The sequence below is a fragment of the uncultured Treponema sp. genome (genome assembly GCF_946187725.1).
Taxonomy (GTDB): domain Bacteria; phylum Spirochaetota; class Spirochaetia; order Treponematales; family Treponemataceae; genus Treponema_D.
Genome location: NZ_CAMHSK010000009.1, coordinates 35,840 through 60,022, shown reverse-complemented (window position 1 = coordinate 60,022; position 24,183 = coordinate 35,840). Strand labels below are relative to the sequence as shown.

Annotated in this window: 11 protein-coding genes; 4 read left to right on the top strand and 7 right to left on the bottom strand. The window is 43.9% G+C overall.

Going from position 1 to position 24,183, the window contains the following annotated elements:
* The first annotated feature begins 19 nt into the window (after positions 1–19).
* The 3 genes from Q0Q74_RS05660 to Q0Q74_RS05650 are packed head-to-tail and all read left to right on the top strand — an operon-like array spanning position 20 to position 1,222.
* A complete protein-coding gene (locus tag Q0Q74_RS05660) occupies positions 20–325 on the top strand; it encodes a hypothetical protein (protein ID WP_294429290.1) in 306 nt (101 codons plus the stop codon).
* Positions 325–780, top strand: coding sequence for an ASCH domain-containing protein (locus tag Q0Q74_RS05655; RefSeq protein ID WP_294429289.1), 456 nt, complete (start codon positions 325–327; stop codon positions 778–780). Before Q0Q74_RS05660 ends, Q0Q74_RS05655 begins: the two co-directional genes overlap by 1 nt.
* A 25-nt stretch (positions 781–805) precedes the next feature.
* A complete protein-coding gene (locus tag Q0Q74_RS05650) occupies positions 806–1,222 on the top strand; it encodes a hypothetical protein (protein ID WP_294429288.1) in 417 nt (138 codons plus the stop codon).
* A 32-nt stretch (positions 1,223–1,254) separates the two neighbouring features.
* Here the strand turns inward: Q0Q74_RS05650 and Q0Q74_RS05645 are convergent, their stop codons facing one another.
* The 6 genes from Q0Q74_RS05645 to Q0Q74_RS05620 form a co-directional block, all read right to left on the bottom strand.
* Positions 1,255–1,914: an HAD family hydrolase gene (locus Q0Q74_RS05645; RefSeq protein WP_294429286.1), complete on the bottom strand. Its 660-nt coding sequence runs from the start codon at positions 1,912–1,914 to the stop codon at positions 1,255–1,257.
* Positions 1,915–1,917: 3 nt separating this feature from the next.
* Entirely contained in the window at positions 1,918–3,042 is a 1,125-nt protein-coding gene (locus Q0Q74_RS05640; RefSeq protein WP_294429285.1) for a hypothetical protein, read from the bottom strand.
* A gap of 136 nt (positions 3,043–3,178) precedes the next feature.
* Positions 3,179–4,456, bottom strand: a complete 1,278-nt coding sequence (gene prs, locus Q0Q74_RS05635) for a ribose-phosphate diphosphokinase (protein ID WP_294429284.1) — start codon at positions 4,454–4,456, stop codon at positions 3,179–3,181.
* 127 nt (positions 4,457–4,583) lie between these two features.
* On the bottom strand, positions 4,584–5,870 hold the full coding sequence (locus Q0Q74_RS05630) for a YhjD/YihY/BrkB family envelope integrity protein (RefSeq protein WP_294429283.1): 1,287 nt from the start codon (positions 5,868–5,870) through the stop codon (positions 4,584–4,586).
* Between the two features lie 81 nt (positions 5,871–5,951).
* A complete protein-coding gene (gene asnS / locus Q0Q74_RS05625; RefSeq protein ID WP_294429282.1) occupies positions 5,952–7,400 on the bottom strand; it encodes an asparagine--tRNA ligase in 1,449 nt (482 codons plus the stop codon).
* Positions 7,401–7,460: 60 nt separating this feature from the next.
* Positions 7,461–8,849, bottom strand: a complete 1,389-nt coding sequence (locus Q0Q74_RS05620; RefSeq protein WP_294429280.1) for an MATE family efflux transporter — start codon at positions 8,847–8,849, stop codon at positions 7,461–7,463.
* 78 nt (positions 8,850–8,927) lie between these two features.
* Here Q0Q74_RS05620 and Q0Q74_RS05615 point away from each other — a divergent pair, with 78 nt between their 5' ends.
* Entirely contained in the window at positions 8,928–9,815 is an 888-nt protein-coding gene (locus tag Q0Q74_RS05615) for an AraC family transcriptional regulator (protein ID WP_294429279.1), read from the top strand.
* A gap of 9 nt (positions 9,816–9,824) precedes the next feature.
* Here Q0Q74_RS05615 and Q0Q74_RS05610 read toward each other — a convergent pair whose 3' ends face one another.
* Positions 9,825–23,537, bottom strand: a complete 13,713-nt coding sequence (locus Q0Q74_RS05610) for an Ig-like domain-containing protein (RefSeq protein WP_294429278.1) — start codon at positions 23,535–23,537, stop codon at positions 9,825–9,827.
* Positions 23,538–24,183 lie beyond the last annotated feature (646 nt).

Here is a 24,183-nt window from a genome sequence, read left to right as displayed (position 1 = left end):
AAAATGCTGCCGGAGTCTTATGAGCGAGACTGAAATTATCTTCTTCATTATCAAACTTCTTCTCGGTGGAATAATTGCTTTTCTGGCAATCATGTTATGGAGCAAAACAAGGGATTTCTCGTGGATGTTTCTGGTTTTTGCGGCAGTCACAGGCTATTCGTCGATTGTATTCGACCTTCTTTTAAAACTCGGCTTCGTCACTTCGCGGCAAATTCTCGTTCTCGGAAACGAAATTCCGCTTATTCAGCTGGTGCTTACAATCGTACCGAATTTTTTCGTGATTGCGGCCTTCATTCTCATGCTCATTAAAACAGGAAGGAAATAATGACTACACTAGAATTCTGGAAGCAATATCTCAAAGACACGAATCAAAACGAAGAAAATGCCTTGTATTCCGGGGAGCTTGTTTTTGAAGATTCAGGCTTTGCCGGTCAGACGCAGCTTTCACTGGTTCTTTCGGGGGCAAAAACCGCCGTATTCACTCCGCTTGACGAAATCGAAATCAATCTGGAGCAAGTTCCTGTATCTGGTGAAGTTTATGTCGTTCTTGATTCAAATGATGAGCCGCGCTGCGTAATCGAGCTGACCGATGTGAATGTCGTTCCGTTCAATGAAATTCCATGGGATTTGGCACAGCGGGACGGTGAAAACGAAAATCTTTCTGAATGGCAGGATAAAATGCGGGAATACATCGAAGATGAAGCGGACTTGTGCGGCTTTGAAGCCCGTGAAGATTCCAAAATCGTCTGCGAAATTTTCCGCGTAATTTATAAAAAATAAAACAGCTGTAAAAAAGGAGGATTTTATGGCAAAAAACTCTCAGGTTCGACTTTTCTGGATCGTACTTAATCTGGCCGTTGGCGCAATGCTCGCCGTCGGTGGAATCTGGGCTTTGCAGGGCGGCGGTGACTTCGGCTGCAAGGCAATCAAAAGCGTGTTCAACGGCGACATCGCACGGCTTCTTTCAATCGTGTTCGGTGTAATCGAACTGCTTTCGGGCATTTTCATCATCCTGCAGCTTTTCATTGGCGACAGAATGGGAACTTTCGGTTCGATTTTAAAGCTGATCGTTGTGATTGTATGGGCTGTGGCAATCGTTCTCGCGGACTTCCTCGGAAACGGCGGTCTGCTTAACGGCGGCATGAACCACTTCTTGCAGTGGCTTTATGACTTTGCAATGCATATGATTGTTCTTTGTGCACTTTTGATTACACGAGACTAATTTGACTTGAGGCTGTCTGATTCCAGGCAGCCTTAAATTTTATCTGCAAGTTCACACACTTCTTCGGCGCCGGTTACTAAGATTCCGCCCATTCCCAGTTCTATCGGGAGGGAAAGATCGATGTCGTAGCGGTCGCCAATTGAGATGCAGTCGGAATATTCAATTTCCTGGTTCAGTGCCTTTTTTGCACAGGCCACGGCGGCATCAAGAATCTTTTTAGATGGCTTGGATGCCATGCAGGTGTCAAGGCCAACAATTTCCGGGAAAAATTCAGAAATTCCGATTACTTCGAGTGTTTTTCGTGCCGGTTCAACCGGGTTGTTCGTTACGCAAATCATATAGAATTTTTGGGCAAGAATCTTCAAGGCCTCAATCAGTTTTTCATCACGGTGCAGGTAGTCAGCAGGATTAAAGAGTTTCTTTCGCCATTCAATGCTCGTCTCAATCGAAACGCCAAAACTTGTAAAAAGATTCCCGAGCGAGATTTTCTGCCCGTTGTGGTCAGCGGCCCATTTTCGTCTGAAATCAGCAATCATATTTCTGGCTCCTTCGACAGAATAACCTTTGAGAGCCGCCCAATGCCGAATCTGACTGTCAATCTGCTCGTGCGCGTATTCGGGGCATGTATAGAGGGTCGCATCAATGTCAAAAATGAGAACTTTTGGATTGGAAGGAAGATTGTAGATTTGCATACCTTAAACTCCTAAAATGGCAAAAACTGCCTCAACAATATCATCATAATCCCCAAGAGCGACTCTTGCAAGAATCAAATCACCGATAAGTTCTGCGTCCGTGCAGGGCATTTTTTTGATTTTTAAGCCAGTTGCGGCTTCTTTTTGGGCAATCACTTCATCGCTCAAAGCCTGCCCGCCGGTGATTGTCATGCAGTCAGGAAAAGCCTCGCCGTTAGCAACAGCCGCCTCTCGAAGCAAGCTGATTCCGTGGTTAAGCTCAGAAAAATCTCTCTGTGAACTCTGTGAGGAATTTAATAGATATGAAAGATTCCACATTCCGGGCACCACAGAAGGCATTGTCCTTAAGCCTTCGGCAGAAACCGGTTTTGCCGTGCAGAGATTCAAGCCTTCGCTGGTTCCGGCACGGTCACAAAGTTTACCTGGGAAGACAGTTCCTGTTCCAATCAGCGCGACGACAAAATCAGGGGCACCGGCAAAAACAAGCGTACCTTCAAGCAGGCCTGTCTCCAGCGCGGCTTTTTCGCTCACCTTTCCGACAAACGCACCCGAATTTACGAATGGCGGAAGTTTTTTGATTTCAGAAGCCGAAAATCCGCAGGATTCAAGCTCTTCATCGTTCCAGTAAGCTGGCAAAAAGCGCTCTTCAGGAAGAATCGAGACTGCATTCCCTGTCAGCTTATAAAGAAGAAATTCGGGCGTGCCGAAAATATGCGCTGATTTTGCCCAGTTTTCATAAAAAAGTTCCCTAAATGCCGCAAGGCGCGGAATAAAAAGCGACTTTGTGTTTTTTAACGCTTCTTTTTTTTGATGCGCGACTCGTCCAAGAGAAGGAAGCTCAAACAAGTCACTGTAAAGGAGTGTTTTTCCGTCCTCAGAAATCAAGGTAGGGCCGTTTCCGCTCACGCATACGGCTTCAATCGCATAGTCAGGATTTTTCTGATGCAGTTCTTCAAGCGCGGCTTTGAGTGCAGAAAGATAATATTGTGCGGAATTTGATTCGCGGAACGCTGATTTCGGGAAAGGCTGCCTTGAAACAAAAATTTCTGCTTTTGAAAGATTATCGGGCAGAAGAGCTGCCTTGAGAGAAGATGTTCCGATGTCTATGCAAAGGATTGTATCTGTCATATTAAAAACAGTGTGAAAAAGTTCTGTGGATTAAAAAAAATGCCGCCCCCGCCGTGTAGCCCCGTAGTTGCCACGAAGTGGCAATGAGCGTGAGCGAAGGGCGGAAGGGCGACAGACAAGAAAATTTGGCGCCTGATTACTCTGCTTTTGCTTCAGCTTTTGCAGCAGCGTCCGAATCTTTCTTAATCAGTTTGTCGATAATTGAACGGTTGTCAAGCAAGTCGCTCAAGCTCTGGTCGTGATGGATTCGTGTGATTACATTTGCGAACAGGCCTGTGACATTTGTTGAGATGAACCATTCTTTATCCTTCAAATCTGGATGATAAACGGCATTTGTACCGATTACGCGATAGAAAAGACCGTCTTTGTAAGCATTGTCGAACAGCTCGATTGCGTTTCCTGTGAAGAACGGAAGCGAAATGGCTGCGATAACCTTTGTGGCTCCATTGTTGTGAAGGAATTCCATGGCTTTGAGAAGTGTGCCGCCAGTTCCAAGCATATCGTCCGCAATGAAAGCGACTTTGCCTTTTACATCACCAAGGAGTTTAACGCTCTTGATGTTGGTGTTTTTGGCATCCTGAGTGACGACTGAATAATCGCGCTCTTTGTAAATCATTGCGAGAGGCACTTTGAGGCCGGTAGCATAGAATTTGTTGCGGTCGATTGCACCTGTATCTGGAGAAACGACGACTAAATCTTCTTTGTTTGGGCCAGAAAGGTTTACGACTTTGGCAAGCTCACGGATAATCTGATAAGAAGCGTGAAGGTTGTCGAGGTAAGTTGTATTGAAAGCATTTACGATTTCGCGTGAGTGGATGTCGAGAGTGATGACTCGTGTGACATTCTTCATTTCGTAGATGTGGCAGAGAAGCGAAGCTGTAAGACCTTCGCGGCTCTTCTTTTTGTGCTGACGGCTGTAAGGGAATGAAGGAAGAACAAGGGTGATTGATTTTGCACCAGCCTGCTGAACAGCATCGATTGTAACAAGAAGGGTCATCACATGGTCGTTTACTGAGAAAGTGACCATGTTCTTTCCGCCATTCATCGGAATAGGCTGATGATTTTCTGCATCCTGGAAAATGTAAATGTCTTTTCCACGGACACACTCAAGAAGTTCTGCCTTGACCTCACCGTTTGCAAACCAAGTGAACTGTGTCTCAACCTTGAATACTGGCGGGCGGTATTTGTCGATAGTACCACGCAAAACCAAGTCAGAAGTGGCAAGGTCATTTCGGAAATTAATGTCCTGTACCAGCTTTTCTTTCTCAAGATTGTATCTTTTGGAAATGACATCGCTCTTAAGAGCAAAACGATGTTTATACATATGGCGCAGATGTGCGATAACTTCATCAGCAAAAACTGCTCCACCCGGACAAGCAACAACACCAAGATTGGTCGGTTCTGAATACGGCATGTAGGTCTCCCTATTTTTTCTATGTCTCTATTTTATCTTTTTAAAGGCGTGTGGTCAATGTGAGCGGGGAAAAGATACAAGAGAATTCTGAAATTTTTTACAATTGTAATTCTTTAAAATACAAGGATTAAAGGAACGGAGAAATTTGTTTGAGGATTTTTTTGGCAGCTTCGGGATTCTGGTGAATCAAAAATCTGAAGCGTTCGCTTTCGATTCGGATGATTCTTGTTGAGATTACAGCGACGGCAGTAACATCACGCTTGTGATTCAGGATGCAGGCTGTCTCGCCAAAGAATTCGCCGCGGTGTGCGAGAAGTTCTTTTTCATCGCCCTCCTGCCCTTCTGCTTCGGGAACGAATTTTACGCTGCCTTTTATAATGTAGTAAGCATAATTATCATCATCATTGACATTGAAAATGACTTCACCCGGCTTAAAAGAGAGGACATTGCTCTTGTTTTTTGCGATGAGAAAATCTGCACGGACAAAAAATGCCCTTTTAATTCCAGAGCCAAATCCGCCCTGCTCTATTTTTGGAAGAAGGTAAAGCTCGCCCAAAAGAAGTTCGTCAAAAAACTGAATGACATAAATGAACTGAGCGAATACAAGGAAAAACACGAAAAAGAAGAAAATGTCCATGAACATAATGATTACATGCCCAAGGACTCCATAAATCAGGTTATATCGGCTGACATTGAGGAAAAAGTGCATGATGAGCCGGAATCCCCAGAAAGAAAGCGTACAAAGCACGCCGGTTGCCGAACAGAGCAAGAAAGAAGGTTTTGTTCCCGAAGCAGTTTTGTAAAGCAGGGTGACCATCACCAGCATAAGCAAATTTGGAAGAAGATTAATCAGCTCGCCGGAAAGAATTCCGTTCTGCAAGAAAGCAAGCTGCGGGATTTTAAAGACTTCAACTGAAGAAATCGTCTGCAAAGAGATGTAGGCGAAAATTACGGCCGAAGATGCAAAAACAAGGACGATTTCAGTAACGAAAGTGAGAATCTGATTGAACAGAGCCTTTCGCTTTGTCTGTGTGTGAAAAATGTTCTGCATCGAATCAAAAATCGACGCAAAAAAACGCCGTGCCATCCACAAAACAAAAACGGCTGCGACGATTTCAAAAGTGCTGACCATTCTGATTGACTGCACGGACTGAATGATTGAATCTGAGTTAAAGTAGCGTTCGAGTTCAGGGATGGCAGAAATGATTGCCGAGACGGTGTTTGGTGAAGCATGCAAAAATCTGACCAGTACCATCACGATCATCATAAAAAGCGGGATAACAGAAAAAAGAAAGCTGAATGCGCATGCCCCCGCAAAAGACAAAAGCCTGTTCTGAAGGAAGTATTTCGCGGTAAGGAAAATTCCCTGTGAGAAAGTTACGAATGTTAATTTGCGTGGCGTTTTGTTGTTCATTCGTGAATAAAAAATTGACGCAGATGCACACAGATAAAAATAAATATCTGCGTCTATCTGCGTTAATCTGCGTCTAATACTTTAAAAGTCTGCCAGTTTTGGTGCTCGTGGATATGGAATTACATCACGGATGTTCTGCATGCCTGTTACATAAAGCAAAAGGCGTTCGAATCCCAAGCCAAAGCCTGAGTGAGGAACAGTGCCGAACTTTCGCAAGTCCAGATACCAGCTGTAATCTTCTGGCTTCAAGCCGAGTTCCTTGATTCGGTTCAAAAGCTTGTCGTAGCTTTCTTCGCGTTCAGAACCGCCGATGATTTCACCAAGACCTGGAACGAGAACATCAACTGCCTTTACAGTCTTTCCGTCATCGTTAAGCTTCATGTAGAAAGCCTTGATTTCTTTTGGATAGTTGTAAACCATTACAGGACATTTGTAGACTTTTTCGGTCAGATAGCGCTCGTGCTCTGTGGCAAGGTCGCAGCCCCAGTATGGCTTGAATTCAAATTCATCAGCGTGTTTTTCAAGCTCGGCAACTGCCTCTGTGTAAGAAACGCGCTTGAACGGAGTTTCAACAACATGGCGGAGAGTATCGATTACGCCCGGCTGAATTCGCTTGTTGAAGAATTCCATGTCTTCCGGGCATTTTGTGAGTGCCCAGTTGAGAAGATATTTGATGAACTCTTCCTGAATGTCCATGTCATCGTTCAAATCGAAGAAAGCCATTTCTGGCTCACACATCCAGAATTCTGCAAGGTGGCGGGTTGTATTTGAATTTTCGGCACGGAAAGTCGGTCCGAAGGTGTAAACACGACCGAGTGAAGTTGCGAGAGTTTCTGCTTCAAGCTGACCAGAAACAGTGAGTGAAGCCTGCTTTCCGAAGAAGTCTTTGTTGTAGTTAACAAGCTTGGCAGCATCTTCCTTTTTCATGCCAGCAGCACCCTTTTCGATTGCAGTTTCGGCAATCTTTTCAAGGGAAAGAGTGGTAATCTGGAACATTTCACCTGCACCTTCACAGTCAGAACAAGTGATTTCAGGAGTGTTAATATAGAAGAAACCGCGCTCCTGGAAGAAGGTGTGAACGGCGTAAGCCATCTGGCTGCGCATTCGGAAAACGGCACCGAAAGTGTTTGTGCGGCCACGGAGATGTGCATTTTCGCGAAGGAATTCCATTGTGGCAGCCTTTTTCTGAATCGGGTAGTCAGAAGGACATTTGCCAAGGACTTCGAGAGATTCGAGGTTGACTTCAACAGCCTGACCTGCGCCCTGTGATTCAACAAGCTTTCCTGTGGCTTTGAGAGAAGCACCAGTCGAGATATTTGAGAGTGCATTTTCGATTGAAGAAGCATTATTTGGATTTGAAGGATTCTGTCGGTCAAAAGTAAGCTGAATGTTCGCAAAGCAGGAACCGTCGTTCACCTGAATGAAGACGAGATTCTTTGAGTCACGCATAGTGCGAACCCATCCGCAGACGGTAACGATTCGGCCGTCTGGCTTAGAAGTAAGAATGTCTTTGATAAGTTCTGTTTTCATAATCAGCTATTCTAGCACTTTGATAAAAGAAAATCCACCGTCCGCAAAAAAAACCTCTAATCAGGCAACTTCCTGATTTTCCGTGACATTTTTCATCCATTTTCGTGAGCGAAGTAGCCACACGCTGATACCTACGCGCACAAGCTCTTCAAGTGAAAGCATAAAATAAACCCACCAGATTGGAAGATGGAAAACATAAGCCGAAATGAAACCGAGCGGCACGCCAAATCCCCATGTACCGATGATGTTGACCGCAGTGAGGAATTTTGTCTGCCCGCCCGACTGCAGAACGCCGCCACCGACAACCATATTGAAAACTTTTGCAGTGAACACGACCGAGAATGCGACAAGGATTTTTATTGTGACGAGGCGTGTTTCTGGCGCGACATTGAACAGACGGACATACAGCGGAGAAATCGAGATTACAGCGATTCCAATCAGAATGCCCGCCGTAAGAGTGAGTTTTACGAATCCCATCGCCTGAGACCATGCCTTGTTGTTGTCGCTCGCACCAAGCGAATTTCCCGTAATGATTCCGGCAGCACTTGAAACTCCGCACAGGGCACCGATTGCAATCCCCTGAATCGGGTACATCAAAGTCATTGCGGCACAAGGTTCTGTACCAAGATGACCGTAAATTACGGCATACATGTTTTCGCCCAAAGACCACATAAATTCACCGAGAAGAATCGGGAAAAGAATCTTCGCAACTTTATAAACAAAATCCTTTTCAAATGCAAAAACCGGTCTGAGAGCGAAATTCTGTTTTTTCTCTTCACGCAGGAAAAGCAGAAGAAGAATCAGCATTTCGGTAAGCTGAGCGATACTGCTTGCAAGAGCCGCACCCGCAGAACCCATTTTCGGAAAAATCCACAGGCCGAAAATCAAAAAGCAGTTCAAAATCGTATTCAAAAAGATTGCAACTACACCGGCAAAGGCAGGAAGTTTTGCCCTCTTCATATTACGCAGCATTGCAGAAATGAACATTGTGAGCACGCACGGAAAAAAGCCGATTGTACGCCACTTCAGATAAACCGACGCTTCGGCTACAGTTCCGTAATCCTTCGAATAAAACGACATAATCTGATTCGGAGAGAAAATTGAAAGAGTAAAGAAAACCGCCGCCACGAAAAAAGAACTATAAAATAGAAGAAAGAAGCTCTGATTGATGCCCTTTTTGTTTTTTGCACCAAAATACTGAGAAATCAGGATGCCGGCCGCAGAAACAATCGATGAAAGAACAACATGATACAGCGAGATGAATTTTCCGGCCAGACCGATTCCAGAAATTGCCTCACTACCAAGACGACCAATCATAATCTGATCGATTAAAGAAAGGGATGCTTCGATTAAAACCTGCACCGTAACCGGGAGCGCAATCTGTATGAGCTGGGCCTTAAAATCCCTGTCGAAATGAAATGCTTTTGAAATAATAGATTTTTCGTTCATGTTTAAAAGAATAATGCCTTTTTATTGCAAAATCTTCAAGAAAAATGGCATAATAATAACAGAAAAATGGCGTTTTAAATGAAACAGACACTAAGAGAATTAAAAGAACACGGAAAGAAGAGCTTTCCTTTCGCAATATATCAGGGCAGGATTCCAGAATGGCTTTCTGGGTATCCGCTGCACTGGCACCGGGAATTTGAAATCATCTTTCTGACTTACGGAACGGGCTACATAACCGTGCAGGGAGAAAAATTCCTTTGCCAGAAAGACGACATCATATTGATTCCGCCGGAGCAGGTTCATTCAATCGCGCGCAAAGACGAAGATTTTATGGCTTACCACAATATCCTTTTTGACTTTTCTTTTCTGGAAGAAAATCCCGAATCTTTTTGCAGCAGGGCATTTTTCCAGAATTTTTCAGAAAATTCGAAACTCAAGGAAATTCATGTCGAAAAAGGAAGCGAACTGAATCAAAAACTGCTCCCATTGCTAAAAAATCTTGTTGATATTCCGCATGATTGTTATGAAGAAAATGCGCTTCTAATCAAAGCACGGCTCTTTGAGGTGATGCATCATCTCAAAAACCAGGTAGGGGCACCAAACGAAACGCCGTCATCCTACGAAAAAAGAATCCGGCTTAAAAAAGTTCTTTCGTTCATTCAGGAGAATTTTTCAAGGAATATCGCCGTAGAAGAAGCCGCAAAACTCACGAATCTTTCGCCAAGCCGCTTCATGAAGATGTTTAAGGAGCAGACCGGGATGGCATTTATTCAATACCTGAACGATTACAGGCTAGAGCTTTCAGCCGAAGAACTTTTGCAAAGCACAAAAAGCGTCACGCAAATCGCCTTTGAAAACGGATTTGAAAATCTCTCATACTTCATAAGCCTATTCCGCAGAAAATTTGCCCTGTCTCCGAATGAATATAGGAAACAGGGCAAATCGCGAGTTGAGTCAGATGATTAAAATGACCGCCTATTTTTTCTGGGCCATTTCGATTGCACCAGACTCAATGCCGTAACCGACGATTGGGTTTGCGGTGTTGTTACCGTAGATGAGCGATGGGTTTCCGACATTCATTGTGTTATTAGAAACACCAGTCGCACCATCTTCACCGTTAGTGAGAGTTCCGAGAGTTGCACTCGTTGCAGCATTGAACCATTTGTCGCTTTCTTTCCAGTAAGCATTTGATGTGAATGCCTGTGCCGCACCGTTTGAATCTCGCCAGAGACCGACATTGATTGTGTCGTCGTTCAAAAGTCGGCTTGATTCCGTTGGGATTACAGAAACTTCCCAGTCACCAGTGAACATATCTTTGCTGTCCGCACCATTTGGTACAGTCGTTGAAGTAAAGTTTGTTCGGTAAGCAATCTTTGCGTTGTAAGTGTAAACACCACCAATCATCTGATATGTGATGTACGGAACTTGATTTCCGCCAACTTTTGCAACATCAATCGTACACTTTGTACCAACGGCACCGTTCGCATCAACTGTAGCAATCTGTGGGTCCGCTGTAACACCGCTCAAATATGCGTACTTCAAGTTACCGCCGTTTGAAGTGTAGTAAGCGAGATGGATTCCTCCGTCACTGTCAACGGCCGACTTAACATGCAGGCCGCCGTCGGTGTCGACAGTTTTGTAAGTCCATGAATTGCTTGTGGTCGGTGAGCTGTTGTAGGCCATCATGAGTTTGGAACCGTCATACCAGAATACACAGGCTGTTGGACTTGCAGTATCTTTTCCAAGAATTGAAAGAGAAACATACTGTCCGGCGGTGTACTCCATTTTATTGTAAATAGAATTGTGTATACCGCTGTAAGCCATGCCGCTGGCAGCAATTACCTGGATTGGGATGCCGCCATTATTTGTGTTGCTGTACTTAACGAAAGAATCTGCAAGATAGCTTGGACGACATCCACCAGCATTTTTTCCATCTTCTGCACGGCCTGTGTACTTCGAGTCATGAATATCATCCAGACCGTAAGCATTGTTTTTTCGTGTGCTGAATGTGTCTTGATTATTATTATTTGATTTTCCGTCGATTGAGTCAGAATAGCCGCCGACCGTTCCCCATCGGAAACGAACCTGCTTAACAATTGCATCATAATATGCCATGAAAACATAAACAGGAGCCTCATCAGTTGCTGCAGCAGTTCCATTTAAATTAGAAGTTTCCATGCTGATTGACTGAATTCGGTTAATGTTGCACTGCCAGTTCTGAGAATTATCTGTGCCGACATTCATCGTTGAAGAATCAAGTCGGCTGGCATTTGCTTCGTTTGCATAATTCATGTTCTGGTCGTAAGAATTGTAAGGAAGTGGAGTTTCCTTACTAAAGAACTGGAAAAATGCTGACTGAGATGCATTATTTGTGTCTGTACACATTGCCGCACCATAAGAATATCCCTGGTTATCAAATGTGAATGAGTTATGACTGAAACCACCGTAGTTCATTCCGAATGGTATCTGAGAAGCATATGTACCATTAATTGTACCATTTTCTGAACGCCATGCAGTGTCATTGGTATGGTCAGCATTATATCCCGGCATACTGAAATACAATACCGAGTTCGCATAGCTGAATCCTGGAGTTCCGTCAGTTGGGCGAATCTTCATCGTTACGCGCTCTGCTCCACCGTTTACAGGTTTAGCTGCATTCTTGAACTGCCATACATCAAGTTCAAGGTCGTCGGTGAGTGTGTTGTTGTTCACTCCGTTCGGCTGGCGGTTGTAACAGTGAGCATAATTGTCATCGGTGTAAGCCCTTCCTGTATCTTCTGTCGTGTATGAACCACATGCATTGTTTGTGTTGATGTTGTTCATCGCAGGAATTCCGTTCACGCTAAGAGAAATTGCCCCGGAAACAGCACCTGTTTTTCCAGTGCTTGTAGCTGTGAGAGTAATTTTGTTTGCTTCCGAAAGTGCATCGCCACCAGCTGTCATTCCCTGAATCACGACCTTTGCCTTTCCGCTTCCAAGGTTGTAGCCCTTGAACTCAATTGTCTCCCCTTCATAACACGGATAGTGACCATGTGCTGTGCGTGCGTAAACACTGTGAGCCGTTCCGGAGAATGCACTCAAATGTGTCACAATTTCCGTAACATACGGCACGACATCCATCTGATAGCAGTTTGTGTTTGTTGCACTTTTTGTCTGAGCAGGTGTTACAGCAGTCGAAGTACCGTCACCAACTGTAAATGGCGCACTTCCGCCTGTAACACTAGCGTTCGAAGTCACATAGTTGTGCTTCCAGTCGCTTGCGCCCACAGTAATCCACTGCGCTTTTCCGACAGGGTATCCGCTTACAGAAAGCTTTTCCGTATCAATGACGGCCGTGTACTTAACTGTGTGTCCTTTCTGACTCATGTCCTCATCAACTGCCGTGAATGAAACAAGTCCTGTCGGCAAAGAAGTTGCGGTTCCCCAAGCACCGCTTGTATACGAAGCAACTTTTGTGTTTGCCCCACCGAATATGCTCATGCTGATTGCTTCAAGTCGGACATCATCAAAAATCGTTCCCTCAACCTTTATGATGCCCGATACTTTCGGCAAATCAGCCGTCAAGTTTGAACCAGTCGGCAAAGCACCTTCAAGTTCAATGTGTCCTGCAATCACGCCGTTCTTTTCTGTTGCAGAAGCAGCCTGATATACATTGTTTGAATCTTTTTTAACATAGAGGCTGTTGTCAGTTGAATCTGCCCAATGGAACGGCTTAATCTTTGGCTGTGGAACGGTCGTGTCGCTTGATTTGATTGTTACAGGAATCACGAGTGTCGCCCACTGTCCGTCTGCATGAGCCGCACCGTCTGTGCTGTCAGTATTGTCGAAGAATGTGACTTTTACATTGTTTGTTGCACCGTCGCTTCCCGAAATTACAGCATTACCATCAGCGATTACGATTCCGCCGAAGTCCTTATAGTTGTTTCCGCTTTCCGAATCACTAATTCCGTAAGCAACGGCGTTTTTATTGTCACCGTCAGTTATTGCCGTGTTTCCGAAAAGCGAGAGTTTTCCGACATTGTTGATATAGTAATTTGTATCAGATTCCCCCTTCTTCTCCATAGTTGCATCGCTTGCAGTAGAAGAATTTCGCGGAACCATTTCCTTCAATTCGCCGCCTGCATATGGATTCAAATCACTGCCGTTTGTCAGGGTGTATTTGAGGCTTCCGTTGCCGCCGGTGAATTCAGGAACGATACAAAGGCCTGAGATTACCTTGAATGCACTAGAATCAAGAGTGACTTTTGACTGGGCAGCGCCGCTTCGGGTGTTGTATGCGGTGTAATAGTTGAATTCTCCAAAGCTTGTGCCGCTCTTTGTGCGGGTTTTATTGCTTGTTGAAACGACCGGTGCATCTCCATCATCTGCATCAAAGTCATACTTGCCGTTGCCGTTCAAGTCAGTTCCGATGAAGACCTTTGTGAGACGCGGACGGTTGTTTGCAACCATTGAGGCAATTTTTCCGTGAGAGAGGTTGCCCGCATTGTCCATTGCAACCAGGCGGATATATGTCGTGCCGTCAGGAATATTGTTTGAATCAACCATTGCGCTCCAGTTGTAGTAAGAGCCCTGCTGGGTAAGGTTCTCGCACATTCCGTCGCCGTCATCGCTTTCGATTCGCTCAGTTCCAATATCATTGTCATCATAATCAACTACGATATTCTCGGTTACAGCATGGTCAACAACCTGAGCATAAATAAGTTCAACAGTAGTGAATGAAGTCGAAACTGCCGGTGTGAATGTAACAGTCCTTTCGTCCACGCCGCTAATCGTGTGGTAAGTTCCACCGATTTTAACAAGACCGCCAATCCGAACATGGTCATTTGCTGCTGTCAGAGAGAATGTCGTATCAGAACCACGAGTTACGTCTGTCAAATAAAGAGCAGCAAGATTGTCAGAGTTGATGTAAACGCTTCCGCTCGAAAGATTTTCTGAACTTGCCGCAAAAGTCGTTCCACCGTAAGTGCTGTCAGAGACCTTAATCATCGGATCATAGACCATGCCCTTGATGTCATTTTCAAAATAGAAGGCAAGCCAAGCCAAGCCTGAACCAGCTTCCTTAACAGTGTCACCGAGTGAGAAGTAGCCGTCTGAGTTTTCGATTACAGCATTGCTTTCAGAATTTGTACCAAGAATCTTGTTCTGGCTCTTGATTCGCAGGGTTCCCTGTCCATCATTTGTGGAAGTGGCATCCAGTGTCTCAGAACCGCCAGTCGTGTAAAGACTCGGTGCTGTTGAGTCAATGTTGATTTTGATTGTTTGCTCGCCTGTAGGTGCTCCATCGCTAACATTATCAGCTTTCAACATCGAATAAATAACACCAGACTCAGTTGTATTCAACGGAATGAGCAATTTGTAAGATGTTCCGCTACCTGTGGCATATACTTTTTCCGTATTTGAGACAAATGTTGTCGTGTCTGACAAAGGAATTACCGTCGCAGTTTCAGAAGCCTGGGTGTCCGCCGTGATACTCTTAATATCAGAATGACTTTCAACTTCAGCATAGAGGTACCATGTACCATTCTTTTCTGCAGTAATGTTGCTGATGTACATACCCGAAACATACTCTCGTTCCGTGACAGGAGTTTTGCTTACACTTGCAGTGGCATTTTTTCCATACTGAACGAGCTTGAGGTTCTTAAAATATGGAGCAACATTGTCAATTTTAACAACATTCGGATTAGTATATTTTCTAGTGTTGTCATCAGCGTCTATTGCACGAACCCGCACGAGAAGATATTTTTTTCCGTTCTCCAAAGTTATGCCTGAAACAGTTGTCCCCGAACCTCCAGCCGAAACTTCATAAGAAGGAATCTTATTCGTGTTGAGAATTACCTTCCAGCTGTTTGTGCCTGAAGCCTTGATGTACCAATCGTTCTGTTTTTCCCCATCTTTTACAGTCGATTCTACAAGACTTCCAGCCTCAAGCCCAAATACCTCATAATTCGGTTGTGTTTCACCTTCATTGGTAGCCATAAGATAAGTATAGTCGTCATCATTAATAACACCGTCGCCGTTTGCGTCAATCTGAACACAAACAGTCTTAACGCTGATATTGTCCATTGCACCACCGTAAATAGTGACGGTTCCGCTTGTTGTGATTCCAGTTTCCGGGGCATTAATCCATGCGCTCGGCTTACCACCATCAGGATTTGCGTAAACGATGAATGGCTTGCTCACAGAAGATTCACCCGATTTTTCGCTGTAAGTTTTATGGACTTCAACATTTCCAACAGAGTCAGTTGTCCTGAAATAGAACGGAATTGCATAAATTCCAAGTCCCTCAGAGACCTCTTCAACACCAACATAATCATCATGATTTGCCGCATAATAGAGAAGACTTGATGGAGATTCCGTGCTTCCTGAATCAAATTCGATTTCCCAGGTGCCGGTGCTGCTTCCGATTGTAATCCAGTTGTCAGAGTCGGTTGTATACGATTGACCGTTTGCTGGAATTACATATTCAAGTTTCTGAATTGAAGAATAATCATCAAATGCAGTTCCCTTTACGCTTGTCGCAGAAATTACCGCATCAGAAATTGCCGCAGTCGGAGAGATAATCTTGATGCTTGGAGCAGTTCGGTCGTAGTTGATACCGATTGTTCCCTGCCCCGTAAATCCTGATTTATCAGTCACGACTACTTTTGCAGTCTTTGCGCCTGTCAAATTGAGCGTTGACAAATCAATTGCATCAAAGAGGAATGTGTAGTATGTCGTATCAGTTTTATCCCCGACAGTTTTTGATTTTGTCTCAGAAGCAACAGATTTTAGATTTGGCGTAACATTTGTTCCGCCGATTGTAACAGTTGGAATTGAGAGGCGAGCAAGCAATGTCGTGTCGGATTCTGTGAGGTTATCTTTTTCCTTCAAACCGATGAATTCCGAAACAACGACTTTGAGATACAAAGATTTATCTGTCGGACCGAATGTTTCAGTTACAGCACTCCAGCCTGTCTCATTGCCCTGAGCAACAAAGTCAGCAGGAAGTGATTTGTGAGCGATTTCAACGCTTTCAATTTCCGGCGGGTTCAAGTCCGCACTGAATGAAAGTCCCACCTTCTCGTCTTTCTTTTCGCTCTTGTCATTCACTCCATTGTAAACATACATCTGTGAAAGTGCACTTTCCGCTGTAGACCAGAATTTTCCGCCCTCAGCGTCAATCGCATAAAGATAATAAGAGAAATGACCTTCCACACCAGAATCAATATCCCAGCTTCCCGAAGTAAGCGGGCATTCTTTCCAGCCATTCAATGTTACAGAGCCGTTTTCTACAGTCGGGAATGCAGACGGAACAGAATTTCCCTTTGCAATATAGAACAAATGAAGTCCTGTAAGTCCGTCGTCGTCTTCGATTGTGCCGTAAGCCTTTGATGTGCTCTTTAACGCTGTTCCGCTTACATCGCAGTTTCCGAGAGTGATAATCGGGCGGTCAGAATTTTTGTCTACGCTATACTTGAAGAAGTTTGTGCCTTCTGTGTAGCTGTAGCTTCTTGTTACAGTCTGAGTTACCGTTTCGCCATTTGTAGTTTCTGTAACTTCTTCGCGATAAATGTTGCAGTTACCCGCAACATCATAAACGACAGGCACGATGTAAATGTCTTTTGCAGCACTTGTCGTGTCATCACCGAATACCGCGTAAGAATCAAAGTTTTTAATCTCCCAGCTGGTGATTTTGCTCAAATCCGTGATTTCTGTTGCAGAAGATGTAGTTCCGTCAAGTGTGATTGGAGTCAAAGCTGAAAGTGGAGTTCCGCTCTCATTTGTTGCAGTTGATTTTGGTTCTGTTGTCGTATAATAGAGCGCAAATTTGCTTGGTGCAGCCCCTGTGTATTCACTCGTTCCCTTTACGGAGATTTTGCCGTTTACTGCGCTTGCCGTTGTTGCGTTGTAAGTAGGAGTGACCATGCTGACAGTTGGAGCATCCGTATCAACCTGAAGCGTGAAGATTGTACTATCTGCCTTATTTCCAGCATTATCTTTTACTGTGGCGTTTACATTATAGGTTCCGCTTGAAAGTTTAGAAAGAATGTCCGTTGGAATCGTTGCCTTCCAGTATTTTTTTGTTTTATCTGTTGAATCTTCTACAAGTTCAGAACTTTCTACAGTGACGCTTGAATCTGCAACATCTTCGATTGAAAGAACGACAGACTTAACTCCAGAAGAAGCGTCCGTTACAATTCCCTTTGCTTCATCCGTGTCACCAAAGGAAACTTTGATTGGGGTGATTTTATTCGTATACTGAGAGCCTGATGTGCTTGAAGTGAGGCTTGGAGCCACGGTGTCCACATTGAGCGAGAATGCGGCAAGGCCAGAGTTCCAGTTTTCCGAAGTAACATCCGTTGTTACACCATCAGCTTTGTCAGCTCCCAAAGTGTCAATCGCTGCATTTCCGACATTATCAACTGCTACAAGAAGGAGATAATTCTTTTCAGAATTGAAGCCTGGAATTGCGGTCTTGAATGAATATGGAATTTCTGCCGTTCCCTGTTCATTTGTACTTCCATCATCATTCAGGGATTTTGTGTAAACAACGCGCTTTGTCACTTCAGCACAAGGTGCAAAGTTTCCGTCGCTTTCCCCTGTCTGTGCATATTTGGTGTTAAATTCAGTAATTTGCTCTGCTGTCGGTACATCGTTGAAAATCTTATAGTAAATCGTCTTGACCCCTGAGCCTTCTTCCGTCCAGTAACCGCGGATTGTGATTGTGCTTGCAGTTCCCCAAGTTCCTGCACTGTATTTGCCGCCAACATCTTTATCAAGGTTATTATCCAGAGTTGTTGCACCAGTTACCAGTTTTTTGATTTCATCCAGATCATTGTCGAACTCGCCCACACGGAAGTACAAATCCTTTTTCTTAGCGTCATATTCGTGTTTTGCGACAGGTGAAGTAACATCCTGTGTAAAGGCAATGGTCTGTTCCACCGTGTTTCCCGCCTTGTCAGTTACCTCGATTAAAGCAGAAGCAACACCTGAAAGAGACTCTTCCTCAAACTTCCAGTTTGAAACATCTGAACTTGTTTTCGGGTAGCCAGAAAGAACCGCACCAGCTGAATCCTTTAGCGTAAGCTCAACTTTTTCAATTCCGAGATTGTCGGTTGCAACCCCTGAAAGAGTGAAGGTATGAGAATTTCCGCTGTGTACATAGAAATGATTTTCATCACCGTCTTTTGTCTTTTTGTATGCCGCAAATCCAGGCTTTTCGTCAGCAACCGTATAGTTCTGGATTTGTGGAGATGTTGTGTCCACAACAAAGGCAAACAGGTTCACATCGCTTGCGTTTCCGGCTTTATCGTAGATTCGCGCATAAACACTGCCAGAATTCTCGATTTTTGAAGAAGAAATGCTGAAGGTAAAGGTTCCGTTTGTTCCAGAAGAAAGATCTGCTTTATTTCCAGCAATTTCTGTATTGTCATTTTCCTCATTTGAGACTTTCTTATATGGAAGGACATAAACTCTATTTGTGTCAATTCCACTACCGCCAGTTTCATCAGCCACAGTGAAAGAAATTGACATTGCATCTACTGGATTGGTCAGAGCCTTAGTTTTATTCGTGTAGAATGAATTTGCTGAATCGACCGCACTTTCGTTTACAGTAACATCCGATACAGCATCAGGTGCCTTGGTATCAATCTTAATTGTATGTGATTTAACTGCAGAAAGATTTCCCGCATAGTCGCTTGCAACATAATAGAGATAGTTGTTTCCTGTCTTGAATCCTGAAATGTTCGTAGTGTATGTGCCGTTATCGTCAATTGCGACAGTCTTTCTGAGTGCGCTGCCTGCAATTGCACTTGCAGAAATTTCAGAAATTTCTGTCTGAGTAAGCACATAATAGAGAGCACTTGCACCACTGCCTGTAACAGAAGAACCAGCTCCGTATGAATCAGTCCAAGTTCCGTTTACAGTGAGTACATTTGCGTTAAGCCATTTTGATGAGTCATAACCAGCATCAGAAATCTTGTCTTCGCTCAAATCCGGGCCTGTGCGGTCAACGCGATATACGTTTGAAATGCCGCCGCCGTACAAGTTTCCGTTGTCGCCGGTCTTGAGTTCGTAAACGCCTGAGTTTCCGGCAGTATCGTCTGCCTTTACGCAGATTACATATTCTTCTGAATCTTTAAAGAGATAATTTTCATCGACTTTTTCATTAAAATCAACCGTAACCGATGGGCTGTTTGTAATAGCATTTCCAGTCAATTCTCCGCTCTTAACTGGCGTAATTCCATCTGTATCGTATTTTCTGTCTTCCCGCTTTTGGAACACAGCCCATTCAATCTTTTTGATTGTGCCCTGATCAGTGATTGTGGCATTCACGGTCTTTTGGCCGTTTACATAGAGATTTTTGCCGCTTTCAAGCTGAACTGTAACACGCGGAGCCGAAACATCGGTCTTGATGTAGCCGATTGTTGTCGTAGTAAAGTTTGCCGCATTGTCCTCTGCGGTAAGCAGAACTTCGTTCGCAACACCTTCTTGCAAAGCATTGATGAGATTTTTCTTGATTGTAACAGTTACAACACCCGAAGATTGGTATCCGCTTGCAGGAGTCTCATCAGGCTCATAGCTAATCCAAATCGGCCGCTCTAAGGCAGGATTTTCACTAAGACCTGCTACCGTTGCAGAGAATTTTTTCTGTGACTCTGAGTTTGTAATTCCACTGCCTGTATCACAGACCGCAACCTTAAAGGTCTTTTCGTCATCTTTGATTGCTTCCTGAGTCTCAACAGTCAGCTCAGGATAATTTCCTTGTAAATCAACCGTTGCATCCCTGAAAATCGGCTTGCTCGTATCAACCTTGATTACATGCTCTTTGACTTCAGAAACATTGCCAACAAGGTCAACTGCAACATAAAGCAATTTGTTTGCATCACTGCTCTTAAAATCGGCAATGTTCACGCTGAAATTACCTTTTGAATCGATTGCGACAGGTTTTCCGACTTCCTCGTAGTTTTCCTGTGTAAGCGCATTTTCTCCATTGAGCTGATAATAGAGAGTTGTCGCACCACTGCCCTTTGAGCCATCATTCCATTTTCCAGAAACAACGATTGTGGTTGAATTGAACCAGTCGCTTCCTTTAAGGCCGTCATGCTCATCATCAAAAATCGGGCCGTCACGGTCAACAATATACGCGCTTGAAGCTGAATAAGCACCTTCGTTTCCAGCCTCATCCTTTGCTTTTACGCAGATTACATATTCCTTATCACTTTCGAAGATATAAGTTGTGTCGTCCTCAGCCTTTTTATCAAAATGAACAGTTATGTCCGCGCTAGTTCCCGCTTCCGCAGTTCCCGTTTCTACAGGATTCGGGTTTGAATCATAGTCAGCATTTTCGCCTTTCTCAAATACAGCCCATGTGATTTCAGAGATTCCGCCGACATCGCTCACGGTAGCACTGACAGTCTTTCCCTCACGAACAAAAAGATTGCTTCCGCTTTCCTGTCTGATTTTTACGAGAGGTGGAGTCCTGTCAATGCTGAAGATTCCGACCTGATTCTGTGCAGAATTTCCTGCCACATCGCTCACATTTGAAGTCACGGTGTAAAGGTCATTTTCGTTGAATTCAGAATCTTTGAGGGTGACTTTTACAAGATATGCGCTTTTTTCTTCTATATAATCAGCTCGCAATGTGCCGTATGTGTCATCCGAAGCAGAGACCGTTTTGTCGTTAACTTTTACAGAAATTGAATCAGCATTCACGCCGCTCTCTGAATCAGAAATGTAGTATGCGAAAGAGAATTTTGATGCGCTGTTTCCGAACTGTGCGGTTGAGAATGATGTGCGCTCAGGATTTCCGCTTTCAAGCTCGCTTACGACTGGTGATGAAGAATCGGTTTTAATCGTGCGCTCATAAACTTCAGAAACATTGCCAAGATTATCGGCAATCGCATATCTGAGGGTGCTTGTGCCCGTTTTGAATTCAAGTGTCTGAGTAAAGGAATCGCTTGAATCACCTGAAACAGTATAAATCACGCCGCCATGCTGCACATTTGCGGCATTTTCGCTTGTCATTCTGACAAAATCGCTTGCTGAATCAGAAGGTTCAATCTGATAGTAAACCGCCTTGACTCCACTCTGATTTTCGGTGATTTCGCCCTCAACGCCAATAGTCGTGCTTTTCTGCCAGCTACCGTTTCCAGAATATGCCGTACCGCCGATTTTATCAGATTTTAAAACAGGAGCAGTCGCATCAATTTCAATAGAAAGAACCGCTTCCTCGCCAACATTTCCTGCGATGTCAGTTCCATACGCAGAAACCGTAATGTCCGAAATTTCGTCTACAGAAACGAAATCTTTAAGCTGTTCGGAAGTGACTGTAACTTCCCAGTTTTCGCTCTTTTCGATGCCGCCTTCGATTTTAATCAGTTTTCCGTCTTTATCGGTTCCAGAAACTTTCCATACAGTCGAAGCAAGCTCATAGTTATCACTTGAAGAGCCGGAAATCTTAAAATCTGACTTTCCGCTTATGTAAGTGACTCCGTTTTTCGCATAAGAATTAGTGACTGAAAGGTTTCGTACGACAGGCTTTTTGGTATCAACTATGAGTGAGCGGCTTTCTTTTGATTTTCCGCCGACAGATTTTCCCCAGACAAAGATTTCAAGCTTGTAACGGCCTTCATTTGCGTAGATTTCCTGAATTTCAGCAAATTTCTCTTCTGAGAGGGTTGCAGCTGGGAAATCAAAATTCCATGCATAATTGAAAGGATTTCTTGTATCTTCTGTTGAAAAAGCAGCAGTTCCTTCAATTGTGACAGTCCGTTTTGAATCAGAAGAATCAGTCAAAGTAACGGCATAGGTAAGGCCGTCATTTTCATTCAATGCAACTGCAGAAAGCGCATTTCCCGTAAAGTGCAACGGTGACTCCCTGCTTATAGAGTTAATTACAGAATCCTGCGCAAGATTCGTGTTTGTCGTGCTGTCCGTATCGCCAAAACTGACCTCAGGAGGTTCGGCATTCATTGCGGCCCAAATTCCGTAACCGGCAGTTTTTACAGGAACAAGGGCATTTCCGTCATTGTCCTCGCCTTCAGCCGACAAAATGTATGTTTTTCCGCTCACAAGGCCATCTTCTTCGCCAAGAGTTGTATCAATGCTCATGCTTGAAAGAATTGCCTCGCTTCGAGTCGGTGTGTAGCGGTATTCGGTAGATGCAGCCGTCAGAGCCTCGATTGCCGCAGTTGCTGCTTCCCTTCCGACAGAATTCTTTTTCATTGCGTATGCGATTGCTGTTTCTTTATTCCATGTCCAGACAAGGATTTGGTCGTCTGTTGAAGCAGGATCGGTGTTGTTCATAAAGAAAGAAACTGTAGCAGGTTTGAGCTGAGTTTCATCGCGTCCAGGACTTACGCTCACAGTGAGATTAGAATCCATAAAGTAACGATGGAAGCCCGCACTGACACCTTCTTCAGTTCCGCTCGAATATTCATTTTCGCTAACTTTAGACTCGTCAACAAGATAGCCGTTAATAGAATAAGTCGGATTGTTGAGCGGGTTCACCTGGAAATTAAGGTAGACCGAACCGTCTTTTGTGTCAGTGTTTTTGATTGAATCAGAAATATCCTTAGAAGAATCCAAAAGCGTGCGTGAAGAAGAATCTTCGAGTTTAGCACTTACACTCGCCGCCTCATCGAGAATCTTTTTCAAATCTGCATTGTCAGCGTATGTTGAATCAGTTTTGTTGAGATAGTTTTGAAGCGAAAGAACAGAGAAATTCTGAATCGATTTGCCCTCAATGAGCTTGAGCATTTCAGGAGTTCCGCGATAGTAAACCGAAGTCGCATTACCGCTGCCAGTTCCTTCCTGTGACTTTTTGTTTGTATAATTCAATGCAGTATCATTTGCCGTAACAGTGAAATAGAAAGTCTTATCATCCGGCTTCTGGCTCGATTTTCCGTCACGATACTCTTCATAAGCCTTAATGTAATCGATGCCGTAAATTGTCTTGTAATTGTTCCATTTTTCCCAGTTCGCATCACTCTCAGAAGAAGGACGCGCACTTTCTGGATAATACTGCGCGATTGTAAGCGGATTCGCGCTAGACATATCAATTATGTTCTCGAAAGTACTTGAAAGAAGATATTTGCCGTTTTCGTTGTAAAAATCAACAGTGAGATTGAATTTTCCGCCGTTTGACATTTCTGATACAGAACCCTGAAGCAGAACGGCCTGACCGTAAGTTTGAGCGTCATCAGAACCGACGCTGGTTGGCTTTGTAAGAACCAGAACAGGCGGCGTATTGTCCACAGAAAGCGTATGAGGAATCAGTCCCGACTTTCTGCCGGCATTATCATAAGCAATCGCAGAAATTTTATATGTACCGTCAGCAAATTGCCAGCCGTTGTAATAAGCAGGATTTGAAGAATCATACTTGTTCAGCTCGACACTCCAGCTTCCGTCTCTCTCTGGAATCGTTTCCACATTATAAACTTCCTTTCCAAGAGAATCTGCGACAGAAATACTCACCGAAGCAATCTGCTTGTCATCAGTGGCCGTTCCTGAAAAAACGAATGAGCCGTTAACTACCGCTGATGAAGGCGGATAAGTTATGGTAAGACTCGGAGGCTCGGTATCAACAGATGAACCAAGACCTGAATCCTCACCGCAGGAAGCAAGCGCAAAGAGTGAAATTGCAAAAAATCCGATTTTAGCAAAGACAGTTGTAACAGCAAAAACTTTCGGCAACACTTTTTTCATAGAATCCTCCGAAGAACGGACAAACTTTTTTAATTTTCTATCAGCTCGAATGTTGAGTTTTGAAATTTACTGGCTGCATAAAAAACGGCTCCCAGTCGTGATAACGGCTTATCGAAACCGCAGGCTAGCCTGCTACACGCGTTTTGTGCTTGTAACTATATACATTTGCCGCTTGCGCGGCAGCACAAAACGAGTGTTTTCGTAAGCCGTTTCGCTCCCTCGCGCCGTTTTTTGCAATACCTGACCAATTCAAAACTCGTCATTAGACGGTTTTATGAGCATAGAATAGAAAAATGTCGAGTTTGCTTGACAGTAATATCAAAAATGGGGCACGGGAAGAAAAGCAGGGCTGTTGTGAAACACTTTGCGCGTGCGAGCGTTAGCGAGTCAGATACCTATTACGCGCAACCGTGTTGAACAACAGTCTCTTTTCTGGTAGTGCACCATTTTTGCAATGTCAGTGCAACAAAACTCGACATTCAATCTATACTTAAATTTTCGGCAAAATTTTATATCTTTCACATATTATTATGAATTTTCCTGTAAAACAAGCAAATTTTTTCACAAAATGGCAAGAAAAATATAAGAATTGTCATAATTTAGCACTTTTTTGACTAAAAATGACTTTTTTTTTACATTTTTTCTT

Excerpts from the sequence above, each read along its gene's own strand:
- Q0Q74_RS05660 (WP_294429290.1), top strand. The coding sequence starts at position 20 with ATGAGCGAGACTGAAATTATCTTCTTCATTATCAAACTTCTTCTCGGT.
- Q0Q74_RS05655 (WP_294429289.1), top strand. The coding sequence starts at position 325 with ATGACTACACTAGAATTCTGGAAGCAATATCTCAAAGACACGAATCAA.
- Q0Q74_RS05650 (WP_294429288.1), top strand. The coding sequence starts at position 806 with ATGGCAAAAAACTCTCAGGTTCGACTTTTCTGGATCGTACTTAATCTG.
- Q0Q74_RS05645 (WP_294429286.1), bottom strand. The coding sequence starts at position 1,914 with ATGCAAATCTACAATCTTCCTTCCAATCCAAAAGTTCTCATTTTTGAC.
- Q0Q74_RS05640 (WP_294429285.1), bottom strand. The coding sequence starts at position 3,042 with ATGACAGATACAATCCTTTGCATAGACATCGGAACATCTTCTCTCAAG.
- prs (WP_294429284.1), bottom strand. The coding sequence starts at position 4,456 with ATGCCGTATTCAGAACCGACCAATCTTGGTGTTGTTGCTTGTCCGGGT.
- Q0Q74_RS05630 (WP_294429283.1), bottom strand. The coding sequence starts at position 5,870 with ATGAACAACAAAACGCCACGCAAATTAACATTCGTAACTTTCTCACAG.
- asnS (WP_294429282.1), bottom strand. The coding sequence starts at position 7,400 with ATGAAAACAGAACTTATCAAAGACATTCTTACTTCTAAGCCAGACGGC.
- Q0Q74_RS05620 (WP_294429280.1), bottom strand. The coding sequence starts at position 8,849 with ATGAACGAAAAATCTATTATTTCAAAAGCATTTCATTTCGACAGGGAT.
- Q0Q74_RS05615 (WP_294429279.1), top strand. The coding sequence starts at position 8,928 with ATGAAACAGACACTAAGAGAATTAAAAGAACACGGAAAGAAGAGCTTT.
- Q0Q74_RS05610 (WP_294429278.1), bottom strand. The coding sequence starts at position 23,537 with ATGAAAAAAGTGTTGCCGAAAGTTTTTGCTGTTACAACTGTCTTTGCT.